The sequence below is a fragment of the Pseudomonas sp. GW821-FHT11G12 genome, from assembly GCF_058808055.1.
Window position 1 is genome coordinate 661,887 of record NZ_JBXARH010000001.1, and the last position, 19,646, is coordinate 681,532.

A 19,646-nucleotide genomic window follows, 5' to 3' on the forward strand; every position below is an offset into this window, starting at 1 on the left:
GTCAGTTCCCTCTCCCTCCGGGAGAGGGCTAGGGTGAGGGGCTTCAGGGGTTAGACACAATTCCGAGCCATTCGGTAAACAGCTTCACCTTCGACAACCCCTGCTTGTCATTCGCCACATCCAGCCAATACCCATAAGGGCCGATCACCTCAATCGGGGTGATCGGCAGCAGGCTGCCGTTGGCCAGTTCCTTTTCGATCATCTGCCGGTCGATCACCGCCAGGCCACCGCCGGCCAGCGCGGTGTGGATCACCTGGTCCAGGGTGCTGAATTCCAGCCCTTGCCCGGCATCGATGTCATCCCGTCCCATGGCCGCCAGCCAGTTCTCCCAGACCTTCAAGCGCTTGCCGTCGTGCAGGATGTGCAGCAATGGATATTCCCGCAGATCCGGCGGCTGATCGCCGTTGAACAGTTCCGGGCTGGCCACTGCGATGTGCCGTTCCATCACCAGCAATTGGCTGGAGCAATGGGGCGCTGCCGCGAGGCCGAAGCGGATGTGGCAATCGACTTCCGTGAGGCTGTCGTGGCCGATCTGGTTGGTCACGCTGAGGTTGATGTCCGGGTAGCGCTGACAGAACGCGCGCAGGTGTGGCGACAGCCAGCGCGTGGCCCAGGTGGGCGGTGCGAGCACTTTCAAGCGTTGGCGCAGATTCGGCACACGCACCGCTTGCAAGGCGCGTTCGATGTGGTCGAAGGCCTCGGCCAGATGCGGGGAAAGATTGCTGCCGGCTTCGGTCAGCGACAGCCCTTGAGGCGTGCGCACGAACAGCGCCACGCCGAGGTAGTCTTCAAGCTGTTTGATCTGGCGACTGACCGCGCCCTGGGTGACGTTCAGCCCGATAGCGGCCTGGCTGAAACTGCGATGACGGGCGACTTCTTCGAACACGCGCAGGGTGTTGAGCGAGGGCAGTTGACGCATGGAGGCGGGACTCCGGATCGGGCGGTTTTTGTTGTTTTGGGGTGAGGGCTATCTGACTATCGGGGCGGCGCGGATGCAAGGTGAATTCGCAACGGGCAGGCAAAAAAAATCGCAGCCCTGGCTGCGATTTTTTCGAACGTCAGAAGTAATACCCGACGTTCACATATAACTGGTTCTCCCACTGATCCAGCCCGCCCGCGCCAAGGCTCTGGGTGTAGCTGCTGCCTCCTATGTACGGATCGTTTTTGCCGAACAGCCATTCGGTCGCGACCCACAACTTGCTGACCGAGAACGAGGTGCCGAGGATCATCCGCTCGGAGGTTTTGAAGCCGCTGGCGGACTTGTCGAAAGCGCTGTAGTTGGCGTAGAGCTTGATCCCGCTGATCTGGTCAAACAGGTATTTGCCGCCCACGTCGTAACTCAGGTCGGCCACGTACAGATTGCCGCGACTGGCGACGTTGTAAGTGCCGTCGTAACCACCAAGGGTCACCACTTCATCGCTGCCGGGGTTGCGCGGCGACATCTGCTGCCGCGCCGCCTGCAACTGCACGCCCCACGGGCCGTTCTTGCCCATGTAGTGCACGGCCACGGCGTTGCGTCGGCCGTCATTGTTGGTGTCCTTGTTCTCGATGCTCGAGGTCAGGCCGGAGATCCCGACCTCGGATTTCCACGGCCCCAGATCCAGCGACCTGGCCACTCGCAGCACCACGGTGTTGCGTTCCTGGTTGTTGCTGCCGTCGGCCACGTAGCTGTCGGCTTCGGACACCACGCTCGAATACGTCACGCCTTTGCTGGTGCCTTTGCCTTGCCAGGCCGGACGCAGGTAGTAACCGGCCTGGAGGTTCCAGTCGCCGCTTTGCTGGATGTATTTGGTGCCGATCTGTTGCACGTCTTCCAGACCGATGACGTTGCCCAGGGTTTCGTAGAAGGTGCTGCCGAAGTAAGGCTGCAAACCGAACGGCACGGTGTTCAGGCCCACTTGCACTTGCTGGTCGGGATTGAACTTGTAGCCGACCCACGCGAACTTGGCGAAGCGGATATCGCCGTAGTTCTTGGTGTACTGGTACGGGTAGGAGCGGCCGTAGAAGCGGTATTGCGCTTCACCGATCCAGGTGTCGGAGTTGTACTTGGCGCTGAGGAACACCGTGTCGAGGCCGAACTTCTGGATGTCGCGATCCGGGTCCACGTCCCAGCGGGCACGAATGGCGCCGCCAAGGTCGAGATTGTCGGTGACTTGTACCGCCATGGCCGGGGCGGCAAAGCTGCAGAACAGAGCGATGGAAGTTGTGCGCAGGCGCAAAGAGGCTGGGAAGGGCATGGAGCGGCTCTCGATTGTTTTTATTAGAGATGCCGCGCAGTTTTGCTATCTGCGGGATGTTGAACAAACGATAAAAACGGTGGGGAAACCTGCATCGAATGCATGTTACTCAGAAAATCCTGTAGGACAATTCGCCAATGTCGTGGGATGCTTTGCGCCTTGTCAGTGGTTTTCGAGTGCCTTGTATGAAACGCAAAATGCCCGGCCTGAATGCACTCAAAGCATTCGAAGTGGCCGGCAGCACCGGCAGCTTCACCCGCGCCGCCGAGTTGCTCAACGTCACCCAGAGCGCGGTCAGCCGTCAGGTGCGGCAACTGGAAGAGCAGCTCGGCGAGAGTCTGCTGGAACGCCGTCATCACCATCTCGAACTGACCGGTGCCGGCAAGATTCTGCTGCGGGCGTTGCACCAGTCGTTCGACAAGATCGAGCTGACCGTGCGCAGCATCCAGCAGAAAACCCACGCCAACCGCTTGCACATCAATGCGCCACCCACCTTCACCAGCCGCTGGTTGATGCCGCGCCTGGGGCGTTTGCGCGAGCAGCATCCGGAGCTGGAGCTGAGCATCACCACCCGCTTGCAGGACAGTCTCGCGGAAACCAGCACCCTCGATTGCGCGATCCGTTTTGGCGACGGCGAGTGGGACGGGCTCGACAGTTCGCTGCTGATTCAGGAGCGGCACATCGCGGTGTGCGCACCGACCCTGTATGCGCGGGAGGGCGGCGATCAGGGCATCGACCTCAATCGCCTGACGCTGCTGCATGTGCTGGCCCGCGAGGATCAGCGTTACCTGACCTGGAAACACTGGCTTGACGCGGCGCGCATCACGGGTGTCGATACCCAGGGCGGTTATGAATTCGACCTGTTGGACCTGGCGATTCAAGCGGCGGTCGATGGTCTGGGGATCACCATTGCCGACTGGCACATGGTCGCCTCGGAACTGGCCAGCGGGCAGTTGACCCAGGTGCACAACGTGCATGTGGAAGGCCACCAGTCCTACTGGCTGGTGACCCGCCCGGAACAGACGCAGATGCCGCAATTGCAGGCGTTCAGTCAGTGGTTGCAGGAAGAGATCTGGCTGGCGCAGCGCCAGCTTGAGCCTTCGAAGGCAATTTTCTGAGTAACGTGCCTTTTTCGAATGTTTGATCGCCGGATAAATCGTTTGTTGAACCCGCTGTCGATGACAAGACTGGCGGCATCGATAAAAACAAACGATGGGCGATGCACATGCGAGTCGAGCGAAATTTTGTTAACGGCCACTTCATCGAGCCGGCCAGCGCGGCGCTGATCGCGGTCTACAACCCGGCCACCGAAGCGTTGGTGGGTCATGTTTCGGCTGCCACCGCCGAAGAAGCTACGGCGGCAGTCGATGCCGCCGCCAAGGCGCAAAAGACCTGGGGCAAACTCACCAGCATCGAACGCGCCGAGCACCTGCGAGCGTTTGCGGCTGCCCTTGAAGATCGCGCCGAAGCCATCGGCGCCGCTCTGGCCGCCGAATCCGGCAAAAGCCTGAGCGATGCCAGCAACGAAGCCCGTTATGCCGCGCAGATCACCCGTTACCACGCTGAGTGGGCGCGCCGCATCGAAGGCGAGATCATTCCCAGCGACAGCCCCGACGAAAACCTGTTTCTGCACCGCGAGCCGATTGGCGTCGTCGCGTGCCTGATTCCGTTCAACTACCCGGTTTACACCCTGTTGCGCAAAATCGCTCCGGCGCTGATTGCCGGCAACACTGTGGTGGTGCGCCCGAGCAACAACACCCCGACCTCGGCATTCGAAATCGCCAAAGCCGTGGAGCAATCGGGCATGCCGGCCGGTGTGATCAACATCCTGACCATGGATCACGCCACCGCTGCAGCCGTTTGCACGCATAAAGCCGTGGGCCTGATCACTCTGACCGGCAGCGTCAACGCCGGGCGCATTGTCCTCGACTACTGCAAGGCCAACATCGCCAAACCGTCGCTGGAACTGGGCGGCAAGACCCCGGCAATCATCGAAGCCGACGCCGATCTTGAAGCGGCCGCGAGCGCAATCATTGCCTCCAAAACCACTCACTGCGGCCAGCTGTGCACGGCGGTGGAGCGGGTCTATGTGCAGGAAAGCGTCTACGAGCGTTTCCTCGCATTGCTCAAAGCGAAAATCGCTGCCGTGAAGTTCGGCGACCGCGCCACAGACGCCAACCTGATGGGCCCGCTGGTCAACGCCAGTTCGCAGAAGAACATCCACGCCATGGTCGAGCGCGCAATTGCCGACGGCGCCGTCCTCGAAAGCGGCGGTGTGCTGCCGGAAGGCCCGGGGCATTTCTACCCGCCAACGCTGCTCAGCGGCTGCCGTCAGGACATGGAAATCGTCCAGGAAGAAATCTTCGGCCCGGTGCTGCCCGTGCTCAAGTACCGCGACATCGACGAAGCGCTGGCCATGGCCAACGACCACCAGTTCGGCCTGTCGTCGGTGCTGTACACCGAGAACTACCGCACCGCGCAGAAAGTCGCCAACGCCATCGAAGCCGGCGAGTTGTACGTCAACCGCACCCCGGCCGATCCGTACCAGGGCTACCACGCCGGCTGGAAACGTTCGGGCCTGGGCGGCGATGACGGCAAGCACGGCATGCTCGAATTCACCCAGACCCGACTCGTGGTCATGAAGTACTGATCCACCGCATCACGCCTCACGCTACACCTATAAAAACAATTATCAGGGGCGCCCGGAGCACGGGTTGCCCGAGGTCACTTCAATGTCCAAGCATGCATCCTCTGCTGCCGCTGTTCAGGGTTCCAATTCGGCTTCGAAAAGCCAGAGCGACAAGGGAAGTCGCTATTTCCAACTGATGTTGCTGGTGCTCGCCGCCGGTGCGATCTACCCGATTCTGTACCTGCGCCAGGTCTACCAGACCACCATGCTCGAGGTGTTCCAGATCAACCACAGCGAGCTGGGTTATCTGTACTCGATGCTTGGCACGATTTTCCTGCTCAGCTACTTGCCGAGCGGCTGGCTGGCCGACCGTATCGCGCCGCGTTTCCTGATCTTCTTCTCGCTAGTGGCAACCGGCGTGCTGGGGCTGTGGTACTCGACGGCGCCGTCGATGACCGGGCTGATGATCATCTTCGGTTGCTGGGGTCTGACCACCGGCCTGACGTTCTGGGCCTCGGTGCTCAAGCGCGTGAAGATGATTGCCCATCACACCGAACAGGGTCGTTTCTTCGGCATTCTCGATGGCGGTCGCGGACTGGTCGAAGCATTGCTGGCAACCGTTGCGCTGGGGCTGTTCGCCTACGCCACCGAAACCCGTGGCGAGTCCACCGCCGAAGGTTTCAAGCACGTGGTTTACCTCTACGCCTTCACCTGTATTGCCATCGGCTGTGTGCTGGTGCTGATCAAGGACCCGAAGTCGATGGAGGACACGCCACCAGTGGAGAAGGGCAAGTTCAACCTGCTCACTGACCTGGCAACTTTGGTGAAGATCCCTGAACTGTGGCTGGTCACCGCGATCGTGTTCTGCGGTTATCACATCTTCTGGGCCACCTACAGCTTCTCGGACTACCTGCAAGGCAGCGGCCTGACCGCCGTGATGGCCGGCACTATCACCACCATCAAACTGTGGATGCGCCCGATCGGCGGCATCGGTGGCGGCTGGCTGGGAGACAAGTTTTCGAACATCTCGGTGCTGATCGTTGCGCTGTTGCTGGCGAGTCTGGCGATTGTCGGCCTGATCGTGTTCCCGGCGCTCAACAGCATGGGGTTGCTGATCGCGACAGTGATTTTCATCGGCCTGATGACCTACGCGATTCGCGGTCTGTACTGGGCGATCCTCGACAGCTGCAACATTCCGCTGCGCATCACCGGACTGGCCATCGGCATCGTCTCGGTGGTCGGTTACATGCCGGATGCCTTTATCCCGTTGATCAACGGCTACCTCACTGAGCATTTCCCCGGCGCCCTCGGCTACAAGCTGTACTTCGGCTACATCGCCGCTATCGGTCTGATCGGCACCCTGGCTGCCGTGACCCTGCGTGCCCGGATCAATCGCAAATCCTTGAACAAGACCTCTTTGAACAAGACAGGTGCCTGAGATGAAAATCGTCGCCCTTGAAACCCATATCGTCGCCGTACCGCCACCGCACATCGGCGGCATGTACTGGCTGTTCGTCAAGCTCAAGACTGACTGCGGCATCGAAGGCGTCGGCGAGATCTACGCCGCAACTTTCGGCCCCAAAGCCATGCTGCCGATCATCGAAGACGTGTTCGAACGCTACCTGCTGAATCAGGATCCGCACCACATCGAACGCTTCTTCCGTCAGGCCTATTCGAGCGGTTTCACCCAGCGTCCCGACCTGACCATGATGGGCGTGGTCAGCGGCCTGGAAATGGCTTGCTGGGACATCATCGGCAAGGCCGCGAACAAGCCGGTCTATGAACTGCTCGGTGGCAAGGTCCATGAACGCCTGCGTTCCTACACCTACCTGTACCCGGTCAACAGCCGTGGCGAGTACGACTACGACGACCCGGATCTGGCGGCAGAGTGCGCCATCGACAACATGAACAAGGGCTTCACCGCTGTGAAGTTCGACCCGGCCGGGCCGTACACCGCGTACTCCGGGCACCAGATTTCGCTGGAAGTGCTGGAACGCTGCGAAACCTTCTGCCGCAAGATCCGCGAAGCGGTGGGCAACAAGTGCGATTTGCTGTTCGGCACTCACGGGCAAATGGTGCCGTCTTCGGCGATTCGTCTGGCCAAGCGCCTGGAGAAGTACGACCCGCTGTGGTTCGAAGAGCCAGTGCCGCCGGGCCAGGAAGAGGCCATGGCGCAAGTCGCGGCCAAGACCAGCATTCCGATTGCCACCGGTGAGCGCCTGACCACCAAGTACGAGTTCTTCAAGCTGTTGCAGGCCGGCGGTGCGTCGATTCTGCAGATGAACGTGGCGCGCTGCGGCGGTCTGCTGGAAGGCAAGAAGATCGCCAGCATGGCCGAGGCCTATTACGCGCAAATCGCCCCGCACCTGTACAACGGGCCGATTGGCGCGGCGGCGAGTTTCCAGCTCGCGGCCTGCACGCCGAATTTCCTGATCCAGGAAAGCATCGAGACCTGGGGCGGCTTCCACGCCGAGGTCCTGAAAAAGCCGTTGCAGTGGGAGGACGGTTACATCATCCCGTCCACCGAGCCGGGCCTGGGCGTGGAGCTGAACATGGACGTGGTGCGCAAGCATTCGCCGTACACCGGCGAACGCCTGCACCTGCAAATGGCCCCGACCCCGGCCGACGTCAAAGACACATCGCCGGCCAAGGGCTGACGGGATTTCCCCGCCCGGCAACGGGCGGGTTCGATAAAAAGACTTACGCGGTAACCGTGCATGACATACGACTACATCATCGCTGGCGCAGGCGCCGCTGGCTGCGTGCTGGCCAACCGGCTCTCGGCCTCGGGCCAACACACGGTGCTGCTGCTGGAGGCGGGCGGCAAGGACAGTTCCCTGTGGTTCAAGATTCCGGTCGGCTTCGCCAAAATGTATTACAACCCGACCTTCAACTGGATGTACTACAGCCAGCCGCAGAAGCAGTTGGGCAATCGCGAAATCTACGCCCCGCGCGGCAAGGTCCAGGGCGGTTCGGGCTCGATCAACGCGATGATCTACGTGCGTGGTCAGGCCCATGATTTCAACGACTGGGCAGCCAACGGCAACGATGGCTGGGGCTTCAAGGATGTGCTGCCGTACTTCCGCAAACTGGAAAACCATCCGCTGGGCGACAGCGAATACCACGGCGGCAGCGGCCCGATCAGCATCACCCCGATGGCCGGTCAGACTCACCCGATCTGCGATGTATTCCTCAAGGGCTGCGATGAACTCGGCTACCCGCGCAGCGACGATTTCAACGGGCCGAAATTCGAAGGCGCGGGCATCTACGACGTCAACACCCGCAACGGTCAGCGCAGCTCCAGCAGCTTCGCCCATTTGCACCCGGCGCTGAGCCGGCCGAACCTGACGGTCGAGCATTACGCGTTGGTCGATCGTGTCCTGTTCGATGAAAGCCAGCAGCGCGCCACCGGCATTTCCATCACCCAGCATGGCGTGGTGAGGACCTTCACGGCGCGCAAGGAAGTGATCCTGTGCGCCGGCGCGGTCGACACGCCGAAGATCCTGCAACTGTCCGGCGTGGCGGATCGCGCCTTGCTGGCCAAACATCAGATTCCGGTGGTGAAACACCTGCCGGCGGTAGGGCAGAACCTGCAGGATCACCTGTGCGTCAGCTACTACTACAAGGCCAATATCCCGACCCTGAACGATGAGCTGAGCTCGCTGTTCGGCCAGTTCAAACTCGGCGTGAAGTACCTGTTGACCCGCAAGGGCGCGCTGGCGATGAGCGTCAATCAGGCTGGCGGATTCTTCCGGGGTAACTCGGAACAGAGCCATCCGAACCTGCAGCTGTATTTCAACCCGCTGTCGTACCAGATTCCGAAAAACAACAAGGCCAGCCTCAAGCCCGAGCCGTATTCAGGTTTCCTGCTGTGCTTCAACCCGTGTCGCCCGACCAGTCGCGGGCACATCACGATTGCCTCGAAGAATCCACGTGATGCGGCATTGATCGACCCGAACTACCTGAGCACGCAAAAGGACATCGACGAGGTGATCCAGGGCAGTCGCCTGATGCGCAAGATCATGGGCGCTCCGTCATTGAGGGGCATCACGGTCGATGAAGTCCTGCCGGGGCCGGCGGTGGAAACCGACGAGCAGATGCTGCAGTACTTCCGCGACAACTGCGGCTCGATCTATCACCTGTGTGGCTCCTGCGCGATGGGCGCGGACGAGCAGAGTTCGGTGGTCGACAAGCGCCTCAAGGTGCACGGCCTCGAGGGGTTGCGGATTGTCGATGCGTCGATCTTCCCCAACGTGACATCGGGCAACACCCATGCAGCGGTGCTGATGGTGGCAGAGAAGGGCGCGGATCTGATTCTGCAGGATGCGTAATGCGCGGTGACAGTTGATCGCAAGCCTCTTTCCAGCATGCACTAGGCTTTGAATGCCGGCCCATTACGGGCCGGCATCATCTCAAAGCGTCTGCACCAGCCAATCTCGAAACGCCTTCAACGACGCCAATGACTCATTACGCGCCGGGTACACCAGGTAATAGCTGCGCCGGCTGCTGATCGGTTCGCCCAGTTGCAGCAACTCACCGTTGTGCAATTCATCCTCCACCAGAATCCTCGGCACCAGCCCGATGCCGATATTGGCGCGCACGGCCTGGATCAAGTGCGAGGTCATCTCGAAGCTCGGCCCGATGCGCATGCTGCGATGGGGCAGGGCGTGATGGCTGAACCACTCGGACCACGCCTGAGCGTTGCTGCTGACATTGAGAAGAAGCTGCCCGGCGATATCCTTGTTGGCCGCGAGACGTTCGGCGTCGGACAATTGCGCACTGGCGATCACCACCAGTTCTTCGGTGTGCAGGCGGTGGGCGGTCAGCCCCGGCCAGTCACCGCCGCCGACACAAATCGCCGCGTCGATTTCGCTGGTGTCGAAGTCGATGGCCTCGATCCGCGAGTGCAGGTGCACGGTCATGCCCGGGTGCGCCGTGTAGAAATCCTTCAGGCGCGGCAGCAGCCATTTCGAGCCGAAAGTCGGCAAGGTCGCCAGGCGCAGGCTGTGAATCCCCGAGCCAAACGCCATGGCCTGCAACGTCGCGCTGCGGATCTGCCCGAGGGCTTCGGACAGTTCGCGCTGATACATGCGCCCGACGTCGGTAAGGATCACCCGCCGGCCTTCACGGCTGAACAGGCGCATGCCGAGCATCTTTTCCAGAATCTGCACCTGACGGCTGACCGCACTCTGGGTCAGCGACAGTTCGTGGGCGGCGCGGGTGTAGCTTTCATGGCGTGCGGCGGCTTCAAACGCCAGCAGCAACGACATCGAGGGGGTGAGGGTTCGCGGATTCATTCGTTTTAGTCATGGATTGCGGGTCGAATTTACGGTTGTCCCGGCATCGCTCTGCAATGAACATAAGGCCTATGAGATGGCGGGAGCGTGACGCAATCATTCATTGCGCACAACTGTTCACCGCTACACGGCCCGTTTTTGACCGAGATCGCCCCCCCGATGATTGCCCAGCTGTCGCCTTCCACCGCGTTGAACACCGATTACCAGCAGTTTCTCAAAGCCCTTGAAACCAGCGGTTTTCGTGGCGAAATCAGTGCCGATTACGCCAGCCGCGTGGTGCTGGCCACCGACAACTCGATCTATCAGCGCTTGCCACAAGCGGCGGTATTCCCGCGCGACGCCGATGACGTGGCGCTACTGGCGCGTCTGATCGCCGAACCGGCTTACCAGAAAGTGGTGATCACGCCTCGCGGCGGCGGCACCGGCACCAACGGGCAATCGCTGACCGATGGCATCGTTGTCGACCTGTCGCGGCACATGAACCGCATTCTCGAAATCAACGTTGAACAGCGTTGGGTGCGGGTGCAGGCCGGTGTGGTGAAGGATCAACTCAACGCGGCACTGAAATCCGCCGGGCTGTTTTTCGCCCCGGAACTGTCGACGTCGAACCGCGCCACCGTCGGCGGCATGATCAACACCGACGCCAGCGGCCAGGGCAGTTGCACCTACGGCAAGACCCGTGACCATGTTCTGGAATTGCACATGGTCCTGCGCGGTGGCGAGCGATTGCACGGCCGCCCGTTGGAAGAAAGTGAGCTGGCAGCGGAATGCGCCCGTGAGGGGTGGGCCGGCGAGGTGTACCGTTGCGCGCGGCAGATCATCGATGAGCAGGGCGAACTGATCCGGGAAACGTTCCCCGACCTCAACCGCTGCCTGACCGGCTACGACCTGGCGCACCTGCGCGAGGCCGACAACCGTTTCAACCTCAACAGCGTGCTGTGCGGTGCCGAAGGTTCGCTGGGGTTTGTGGTCGAGGCCAAGCTCAACGTGTTGCCGATCCCCAAGCACACGATGCTGGTGAACATCCGCTACGCCGGCTTCATGGACGCGTTGCGCGATGCGCGGGCGTTGATGGCGCTCAAGCCGCTGTCGATTGAAACCGTCGACTCCAAAGTGCTGTTGCTGGCGATGCAGGACATCGTCTGGCATGGCGTCGCCGAGTATTTCCCGGAAAGCGCCGAGCGGCCGACGCTGGGAATCAACCTGGTGGAGTTCTGCGGCGACGATCCCGAGGAGCTGCAAGGTCGGGTCGAGGCCTTTGTCCAGCACTTGGGCAACGATGCCACGGTCGAACGGCTGGGCCATACGCTGGCCGTCGGGCATGCAGCGGTGAACCGCGTCTACGGCATGCGCAAGCGTGCGGTGGGTTTGCTCGGCAACGTCGCCGGTGAAGCGCGACCGCAGCCGTTTGTCGAAGACACGGCCGTGCCGCCGCAACACCTGGCCGAATACATCGCCGAACTGCGCGAGCTGCTCGACAGCCACCAGTTGCAGTACGGCATGTTCGGCCACGTCGATGCCGGTGTGCTGCACGTGCGGCCGATTCTCGACATGAAAGATCCACAACAAGCCGCACTGGTGCGACCGGTGTCCGATGGCGTCGCCGCGCTGACCCAGCGTTACGGCGGCCTGCTGTGGGGCGAGCACGGCAAGGGCCTGCGCTCGGAATACGCCCCGGCCTTTTTCGGTGAGCTGTACCCGGCGTTGCAAGCCTTGAAGGCGGCGTTCGACCCGTTCAACCAGTTCAACCCCGGCAAGATCGCCACGCCGGATATTCCCGGCGCGGCATTGCTGAAGATCGACGAAGTGACCCTGCGCGGCGAACTTGATCGGCAGATCGACGAGAAAGTCTGGCAGGACTACGGCGCGGCCATGCACTGCAATGGCAACGGTGCCTGCTACAACTTCGATCCCGACGATGCGATGTGCCCGTCGTGGAAAGCCACCCGCCAGCGTGCGCAGTCGCCCAAGGGCCGCGCCTCGCTGATTCGCGAATGGCTGCGGTTGCAGGGCGAGGCGGGGGTGGATGTGTTGTCCGATGCCAGTCGTCGCCCGCCGTTTTTCAGCACATTGCTGCAGCGCTGGCGCAACAGCCGTGCGCAGGAAAAAGACTTCTCCCACGAGGTGTACGACGCCATGGCCGGCTGCCTGGCGTGCAAGTCCTGCGCGGGGCAGTGCCCGGTGAAGGTCAACGTGCCGGATTTCCGTTCGCGGTTTCTCGAGCTGTACCACACGCGTTACCTGCGGCCGGCGCGGGATTATCTGATTGCCTCGCTGGAATACACGATTCCGTACATGGCGCGTATTCCGTTTCTCTACAACGGTTTGATGGGGGCTTCGTTCAGCCGTCGCTTGATCGAGCGGCTTGGTGGCATGGTCGATGTGCCGTTGCTCAGCCGTTTCGATTTCCACGCGGCCATGCGTCGCTGGCAGGTGCAACCGGCGTCGGTCGAGGTGCTTTCGGCGCTGACTCAGGCGCAACGTGAACGCAGTGTGGTGCTGGTGCAGGACGCGTTCACCCGGTATTTCGAGGCGCCATTGCTGGCGGATCTGATCGAACTGATTTCGCGACTGGGGTATCAGGTTTATCTGGCACCGTTCAGCGCCAACGGCAAGCCGCTGCATGTGCAGGGTTTCCTGTCGGCGTTCAATCGCGCGGCGCTGCGCAATGCCGGGCAACTGCGCGCACTGGCCGAGGTTGGCGTGCCGCTGGTGGGGCTGGACCCGGCGATGACTCTGGTTTATCGCCAGGAATACCTCAAGGTGCCGGGGATGGAGCAATGCCCCGAAGTGGCGCTGGTGCAGGAGTGGCTGCTGAAAGTCATGCCGCAACGGACGGATTCACAGAATGGCGAAAGCTTCCGCCTGCTCGCGCACTGCACCGAAAAAACCAACGCGCCCGCCGCAACCCGGCAATGGGAGCAAGTGTTCGAACGTGTCGGCTTGAAACTGACGACCCAGGCCACCGGATGCTGCGGGATGTCCGGCACCTACGGGCACGAAGCGCGCAATCGCGACACCTCGGCGGTGATTTACGAGCAGTCCTGGGCGAAGCAGATCGAGGCACCGGCAGAGCGGGGCGAAGCACTGGCGACCGGCTATTCGTGCCGCAGCCAGGTCAAGCGTCAGGCCGACCGAGCGGTGCGTCATCCGTTGCAGGTGCTGCTTGAGCAACTGCGCACGGCTTGAGAACCGTTAGCAATTGAAGCGGCTTTTCATGTTATAAGGTAACGCAAATAGTCGGGCCGTTTGTACGCGGCCCGATCGAACTCTTCACTCGATTGCGAACCTTTCATGACCGTTGCTGCTCCTCGAAACGTCCCGCCGGCGACTGGCCGGCTGCTGTCCATTGATGCGCTGCGCGGCCTGGTCATTCTGTTCATGTTGCTGGATCACGTGCGCGAAACCTTTCTGCTGCATCGTCAGGTCTCCGATCCGATGGACATCGCCAGCACCGAGCCGGCGCTGTTTTTCAGCCGCACTCTGGCGCATCTGTGCGCGCCGGTTTTCGTGCTGCTGACCGGATTGTCGGCATGGCTGTTCGGGGAAAAGTACGACGGCAAGGCTGATGTCAGTGCCTTTCTGTTCAAGCGTGGTCTGTTCCTGGTGGTGCTCGAATTCACGCTGGTGAATTTCGCCTGGACGTTCCAGCTGCCGCCGAGCGTGATCTACCTGCAAGTGATCTGGGCGATCGGCCTGAGCATGATCGCGCTGTCGCTGTTGGTCTGGCTGCCACGCTGGCTGTTGTTGACGTTGAACCTGGCGATCATCGCCGGGCACAACCTGCTCGACGGTCTGCACTTTGCCATGGATTCGGCGCTGCACGTACCTTGGGCAATCCTGCATGACCGGGGCTGGATCGAAGTCAGCGAGAGCTTGCGCTTGCGCACGTCGTACCCGCTGCTGCCGTGGATCGGTGTAATCGGTCTGGGTTACGCGCTGGGGCCATGGTTTGCCCGAATGGCCGATGCGGGTGTGCGCCAGCGACGTTTGCTGATCGTTGGCATCGCCGGGCTGCTGGGTTTCGTGGCGCTGCGGCTGGTCAACGGTTACGGCGAGAAACCGTGGTCGCTCAATGACAGCAGCCTGCAAACCCTGATGAGTTTTTTCAACATCACCAAATACCCGCCATCGCTGTTGTTCATCACGCTGACGGTGAGCGTCGGGCTGCTGCTGTTGCTGGTGTTCGAGCGCGCGCAGGATCGACGCTGGATTCGCTGGCTGACGGTGTTCGGTTCGGCACCGATGTTTTTCTATCTGCTGCACCTGTATGCGCTGAAGGTGCTGTACCTGATTGGCGTGGCGTTGGTGGGGCTCAATCAGGGCAGTTATTTCGGCTTCTCGTCGGTGGCGGCGGTGTGGCTGGCGGCGATGGTGCTGGCGGTCGCGTTGTTTCCGGCCGTGCGCTGGTTCTCGGCATTGAAGGCCCGGCGACGGGACATCGCCTGGTTGAAATATCTGTAGCTAACTCGTTTTGCCGTCGCGAACGTTGCGGGCAAAGTCGATTAAAGCCTTGAGCGGCGCCGGTACATGGCGCCGGCTCGGGTAATACAGATGCAGGCCGGGATAGTACGGGCACCAGTCCGCCAACACCTGCACCAGACGCCCGGCCGCGAGGTGCTCGCTGACCATGTCTTCGAACACATAGGCCAGCCCCAAACCTTGCAACGCCGGGCCGACCATCAGGCTGACATCGCCCAGGGTCAGCGGACCGTTGACTTCGATTTCCTGTTCAATGCCACCACGTTCGAATTCCCAGCGGTACATCGAACCGCTCGGGAACCGATGGCGGATGCAGGGCAGGGCATGCAGGTCTTCCGGTTTCTGTGGCGCGGGATGCCGCTGGAAAAACGCCGGCGAGCCGACCACAACTGACCGCAGATTCGGCCCGATGGGCAGCGACACCATATCCGCCTCCAACCGGTTGCCGAAACGTACACCGGCATCGAATCCCGCAGCGACGATATCCAGCAGCGCATCGCTTTCGACCACCTCCAGACGAATGTCCGGGTAGGCCTGCAGGAACTCGCTGGCAATCGGCAGCAGCACCAGTTCACAAGCCTGGCGGCCGGAGGTAATGCGCAGGTTGCCCGAGGGCTTGTCGCGAAAATGGTTGAGGTCTTCAAGCGCATCTTCGATATCGCGAAACGCCGGTTTCAACCGGGCATAAAGCCGTTCGCCGGCCTCGGTCAGGGCCACGCTGCGGGTGGTGCGATTGAACAGACGCACGCCGAGGCGGTTTTCCAGAGCGCGCAAGGAGTGACTCAGCGCCGACGGTGTCAGGCTCAGATCCACCGCTGCACGACTGAAATTCAGATGCTGCGCGATGCTCAGAAAGATCGACAGATCCGCCGTGGACGGGTTTTTCATTGATGAGCGCCTTTCACAAAGTCATGTAATTTTGTTGGGATTATCACATCAGTAGCACGGCTTTAAAGTCGCATCAACTCATCGATAAGGCCCGGCAATAACGCCAGGGTCACTGACAGGAGGAGTTGCTATGCGTACCTGGCTGATTACCGGAGCTTCCCGTGGTTTTGGCACCCTCATCGCAGAACATGCCCTGCGTGCCGGCGACGCCGTGATTGCCACCGCCCGCAAACCGCAAGACATTACCGACCGCCTCGGCGAGCACCCGAACCTGCTGGCGGTGCGCCTGGACGTCACCCGCGAAGAAGAGGCCCACCAAGCGGTGGCGGAAGGCATCAAGCGTTTCGGCCGCATCGATGTGCTGATCAACAATGCCGGCTTCGGCGTACTGGGCGCGGTGGAAGAAACCAGCGCCAGCGAAACCGAGCGCCTGTTCGCCACCAACGTCTTCGGCCTGCTCAACGTGACTCGCGCCGTACTGCCGCACATGCGCGCCCAGCGTAGCGGGCGGGTCATCAACATCTCATCGATTGGCGGCTATCAGGCCTATATGGGCTGGGGTGTCTACGGCTCCACCAAGTTCGCGGTGGAAGGCATCAGCGAAGCGCTACGGCAGGAACTGGCGCCGCTGGGCATTCATGCCACGGTGGTCGAGCCGGGCTTCTTCCGCACTGATTTCCTCGATGAACAATCGCTGGTCAAGACCGCGCTGGTGCTGCCGGACTACGACGAAACCGTCGGCAAGATGCGCACCTTCGCCGAAGCCGCCAACCATGCGCAGCCGGGTGATCCGGTGAAGTTTGCCGAAGCCATGCTGGCGCTGGTCAATGCGCCGAACCCGCCGCAGCGGCTGGCGCTGGGCAGCGACACCGTCGCGCGGATCGAAGCGAAAAATCGATTGGTGGCGCAGGAACTGGCCGAGTGGAATGCGCTGGCGCTGTCCACGGATTTCAAGGACTGACACGCCGCCCGACTCAGCAATCGCAGGCTGCGCTCTGTTGATCGCAGCCTTATTTTTCTTTTCATTGGACGAAATCATGACAACCGTCTCCCAGCCCCATGGCGCGCGCGACAAACTGCTGATCCTCGCGGCCATTTGCCTGTCGGCACTGGTCCTTCCGTTAAGTTTTACCGGTGGCGCGGTGGCGACGCCGGCCATCGGCCGTGACTTGGGCGGCAGCCCGGTGGCGCTGACCTGGATCACCAATGCGTTCATGTTGTCGTTCGGCAGTCTGCTGATGGCGGCGGGGGCGTTGGCCGATGTCTATGGGCGCAAGCGCCTGTTCACGGGCGGCATGCTGCTATTTACCGCTGCGTCGATTGCCCAGAGCCTGGCGCCTTCGGTGTTCTGGCTGGATGTGTTGCGGGCGATACAGGGCGTGGCCGGGGCGGCGGCGCTGGCCAGTGGTTCGGCAGCGCTGGCGCAGGAGTTCGAAGGCCATGCGCGCACCCGTGCCTACAGCATGCTGGGCACCACGTTTGGCATCGGCCTGGCGTTCGGCCCATTGGTGGCCGGGGCGCTGATCGAGGCGTTCAACTGGCGTGCGATCTTTGTCTTCACCGCGCTGATCGGTGTGATCGCGATGGTCTTCGGTCTGCCGCGCATGCGTGAGACCCGCGACCCAGACGCCAGCGGTCTCGACTGGCCGGGCAGTGTGACGTTCAGTTCGATGCTGGCGCTGTTCACGTTCGGTGTGATCCAGGCCCCCGAAAGCGGTTGGGGCAGTCCGTTGGTAGTGGGGCTGTTGGGCGCTTCGGCGTTGTTGCTGGCGCTGTTCGTCCTTATCGAAATGCGCGTCAAGCGCCCGATGCTTGATCTGACCCTGTTCCGTTTTCCGCGCTTCATCGGTGTGCAGATGCTGCCGATTGGCACCTGCTTTTGCTACATCGTGCTGGTGGTCATGCTGCCGCTGCGGTTTATCGGCGTCGAAGGCTTGAGTGAAATCGATGCCGGCCTGCTGTTGCTGGCGTTGTCGGCGCCGATGCTGGTGGTGCCGATGCTTGCGGCTTCGATGACCCGCTTTGTCTCGGCCGGTATTTTGTCGGGCTTGGGTTTCTTGATTGCCGCCGTGGGGCTGCACTGGTTGAGCCTCTACAACGTCGGCGAGTCGACATTCGCGTTGGTGGTGCCGATGGTGTTGATCGGGATTGGCGCAGGTTTGCCGTGGGGGTTGATGGACGGATTGTCGGTCAGCGTAGTGCCGAAAGAACGCGCCGGCATGGCGGCCGGGATCTTCAACACGGTGCGGGTGGCGGGCGAGGGAATTGCGCTGGCCAGCGTGGCGGCGATTCTTGCCTCGCTGCTGCATACCGATCTGCAAACGGTAGTTGCTGGTGCCGATGCAGCGCTGATTGCCGAGACCGCGCACCGGGTGACCATTGGCGACATGGCTCACGCGATCAACACGATTCCAGGGTTGGCCAACGAACGTCTGGTGCAAGGTTACGCTTCGGCGTTCCAGTATCTGCTGCACATCCTGACGATCATCACGCTGGCGTCGGCGGCTGTGGTGCTGGGGCTGTTGAGCAAGGAACGGACGGTATCGGAGCCACAACAGGCGGCGGCTTGAAATGAAAAAGCGCCGGAAGCGCAAAACGCTTCCGGGCTTTGTTAATTGGATCAGTGGCGATCCAGCCACACGGTTTGCGCATTGCAGAACTCGCGTACACCGAAGTGCGACAGCTCGCGACCGAAACCGCTTTTCTTCACGCCGCCGAAGGTCACGCGCGGATCGCTGGCGGAGTAGCCGTTGATGAACACGCCACCGGTTTCCAGTTCGCTGGTCAGCTGCTGGGCCAGGGCGACATTGGCGGTGTAGATCGTGGCGGTCAGGCCGAACTCGCTGTCGTTGGCCAGGGCCACGGCGTGAGCGCAGTCGCGTGCGGTGATGATCGAGGCTACCGGGCCGAACAATTCCTGTTTGAACGAGGTCATGCGGTCGGTGACGTCGGCCAATACGGTCGGCTCGTAGTAGTTGCCCGAACCCTCTACTTTGCTGCCGCCGAGCAGCAGGGTGGCGCCTTCTTCCAGGGTGTCGCGCACTTGCTGATCCAGTTCGTCACGCAAGTCGAAGCGGGCCATCGGGCCGATGTAGTTGTCGGCGGACAACGGATCGCCCATCTTCAACTGGCGAGTGGCTTCGACGAATTTGCGGGTGAACTCTTCGACCACGCCTTCTTCGATGATCAGGCGTTTGGCAGCGGCGCAGACCTGGCCGGAGTTCTGGTAACGACCGATCACTGCTGCTTGCACGGCTTCGTCGATATCGGCGTCGTTGAGCACGATGAATGGATCGGAACCGCCCAACTCCAGCACGCATTTCTTCAACGCGGCCCCAGCCTGTGCGCCGATGGCCATGCCGGCGCGGACGCTGCCGGTCAGGGTCACGGCGGCAATGCGCGGGTCGGCGATGGCAGTGGACACGCCTTCCGGGGTGACGTTGATCACTTCAAACACGCCATCGGCAAAACCGGCGCGAGTGAAGGCATCACGCAACAGATAGGCGCTGCCCATCACGTTCGGCGCATGCTTGAGCACGTAGGTGTTGCCGGCGATCAACGCCGGGACGGCGCCGCGCAGCACTTGCCAGATCGGGAAGTTCCACGGCATTACGGCGAGGATCGGCCCCAGCGGACGGTATTCGATGCGCGCCTTGCCGCCTTCGACCAGTGTTGCTTCGGCGTTGAGCATGGCCGGGCCGTGTTCGGCGTACCACTCGCAAAGTTTGGCGCATTTCTCGATTTCGCCACGGGCCTGGGCGATCGGCTTGCCCATTTCCTGGGTGATCATGGTCGCCATGGCTTCGCTGCTGTCACGCAGGGCGCCGGCCAGCGCGGTCAGGGCGCGGGAGCGGTCCTGCAGCGGTTTGCGTTTCCATTTGCCGAAACCGAACGCGGCACGGGTCAGCGCGGCATCGAGGGCCTCGGCGAATTCGAAGGCGTAGTGACCGATCTGCTCGCCAGTGGCGGGATTGATCGAGATGGCGTGGGTCTGGCTGGAAATCGGGCTCATGGCATCGTCCTGCGAGGTCAGTGGATGCGCTCAGAGTAGGGTGGCGTTTGATTTCTGGAAACTGAATAATAAAGAGCGTTTCTTTCACGATTGGAGAATGA

At 61.6% G+C, this 19,646-nt stretch carries 14 protein-coding genes; 9 read left to right on the forward strand and 5 right to left on the reverse strand.

Translation table 11 applies throughout. From position 1 onward, the window contains the following. Positions 1-43: 43 nt before the first annotated feature. Entirely contained in the window at positions 44-919 is an 876-nt protein-coding gene (locus AC1RR7_RS03075; protein ID WP_493156055.1) for a LysR substrate-binding domain-containing protein, read from the reverse strand. Positions 920-1,058: 139 nt separating this feature from the next. Then, on the reverse strand, positions 1,059-2,237 hold the full coding sequence (locus AC1RR7_RS03080; protein ID WP_096820113.1) for a hypothetical protein: 1,179 nt from the start codon (positions 2,235-2,237) through the stop codon (positions 1,059-1,061). Between the two features lie 185 nt (positions 2,238-2,422). Between AC1RR7_RS03080 and AC1RR7_RS03085 the strand changes: the two genes are divergently transcribed. The 5 genes from AC1RR7_RS03085 to AC1RR7_RS03105 all read left to right on the forward strand — a co-directional run bounded on the left by AC1RR7_RS03085 (position 2,423) and on the right by AC1RR7_RS03105 (position 9,197). Beyond that, a complete protein-coding gene (locus AC1RR7_RS03085) occupies positions 2,423-3,355 on the forward strand; it encodes a LysR substrate-binding domain-containing protein (RefSeq protein ID WP_096820112.1) in 933 nt (310 codons plus the stop codon). A gap of 107 nt (positions 3,356-3,462) precedes the next feature. Continuing rightward, on the forward strand, positions 3,463-4,887 hold the full coding sequence (gene aldA / locus AC1RR7_RS03090; protein WP_493156957.1) for an aldehyde dehydrogenase: 1,425 nt from the start codon (positions 3,463-3,465) through the stop codon (positions 4,885-4,887). A gap of 82 nt (positions 4,888-4,969) precedes the next feature. Then, the gene (locus AC1RR7_RS03095; protein ID WP_493065020.1) at positions 4,970-6,304 is read left to right on the forward strand and encodes an MFS transporter; all 1,335 of its coding nucleotides are present in this window, start codon (positions 4,970-4,972) and stop codon (positions 6,302-6,304) included. Between the two features lies 1 nt (position 6,305). Next, a complete protein-coding gene (locus AC1RR7_RS03100; RefSeq protein ID WP_085731929.1) occupies positions 6,306-7,523 on the forward strand; it encodes a mandelate racemase/muconate lactonizing enzyme family protein in 1,218 nt (405 codons plus the stop codon). A 60-nt stretch (positions 7,524-7,583) separates the two neighbouring features. After that, the gene (locus AC1RR7_RS03105) at positions 7,584-9,197 is read left to right on the forward strand and encodes a GMC family oxidoreductase (RefSeq protein WP_192558253.1); all 1,614 of its coding nucleotides are present in this window, start codon (positions 7,584-7,586) and stop codon (positions 9,195-9,197) included. A gap of 81 nt (positions 9,198-9,278) precedes the next feature. On the opposite strand, the gene AC1RR7_RS03110 is transcribed toward AC1RR7_RS03105, so the two are convergent. Further along, the gene (locus tag AC1RR7_RS03110) at positions 9,279-10,163 is read right to left on the reverse strand and encodes a LysR substrate-binding domain-containing protein (protein WP_096820109.1); all 885 of its coding nucleotides are present in this window, start codon (positions 10,161-10,163) and stop codon (positions 9,279-9,281) included. A gap of 159 nt (positions 10,164-10,322) precedes the next feature. Here AC1RR7_RS03110 and ydiJ point away from each other — a divergent pair, with 159 nt between their 5' ends. Both ydiJ and AC1RR7_RS03120 read left to right on the forward strand, forming a co-directional pair. Continuing rightward, positions 10,323-13,352 (forward strand): D-2-hydroxyglutarate dehydrogenase YdiJ, encoded by a 3,030-nt coding sequence (gene ydiJ / locus AC1RR7_RS03115; RefSeq protein WP_493156057.1) that lies wholly within the window; start codon positions 10,323-10,325, stop codon positions 13,350-13,352. A 105-nt stretch (positions 13,353-13,457) separates the two neighbouring features. Then, positions 13,458-14,627, forward strand: coding sequence for an acetyltransferase domain-containing protein (locus tag AC1RR7_RS03120; RefSeq protein ID WP_493156059.1), 1,170 nt, complete (start codon positions 13,458-13,460; stop codon positions 14,625-14,627). Here AC1RR7_RS03120 and AC1RR7_RS03125 read toward each other — a convergent pair whose 3' ends face one another. Beyond that, positions 14,628-15,533, reverse strand: coding sequence for a LysR family transcriptional regulator (locus tag AC1RR7_RS03125; protein ID WP_493156061.1), 906 nt, complete (start codon positions 15,531-15,533; stop codon positions 14,628-14,630). A gap of 130 nt (positions 15,534-15,663) precedes the next feature. On the opposite strand from AC1RR7_RS03125, the gene AC1RR7_RS03130 reads away from it, so the two are divergent. Together AC1RR7_RS03130 and AC1RR7_RS03135 are read left to right on the forward strand one after the other, a co-directional pair. Next, positions 15,664-16,494, forward strand: a complete 831-nt coding sequence (locus tag AC1RR7_RS03130; protein ID WP_493065015.1) for an oxidoreductase — start codon at positions 15,664-15,666, stop codon at positions 16,492-16,494. A gap of 76 nt (positions 16,495-16,570) precedes the next feature. Next, complete coding sequence (locus AC1RR7_RS03135) at positions 16,571-18,103, forward strand: MFS transporter (protein ID WP_493156063.1); 1,533 nt, start codon at positions 16,571-16,573, stop codon at positions 18,101-18,103. A gap of 50 nt (positions 18,104-18,153) precedes the next feature. Here AC1RR7_RS03135 and AC1RR7_RS03140 read toward each other — a convergent pair whose 3' ends face one another. Continuing rightward, on the reverse strand, positions 18,154-19,545 hold the full coding sequence (locus AC1RR7_RS03140) for an aldehyde dehydrogenase family protein (protein WP_493156065.1): 1,392 nt from the start codon (positions 19,543-19,545) through the stop codon (positions 18,154-18,156). Positions 19,546-19,646: the final 101 nt, after the last annotated feature.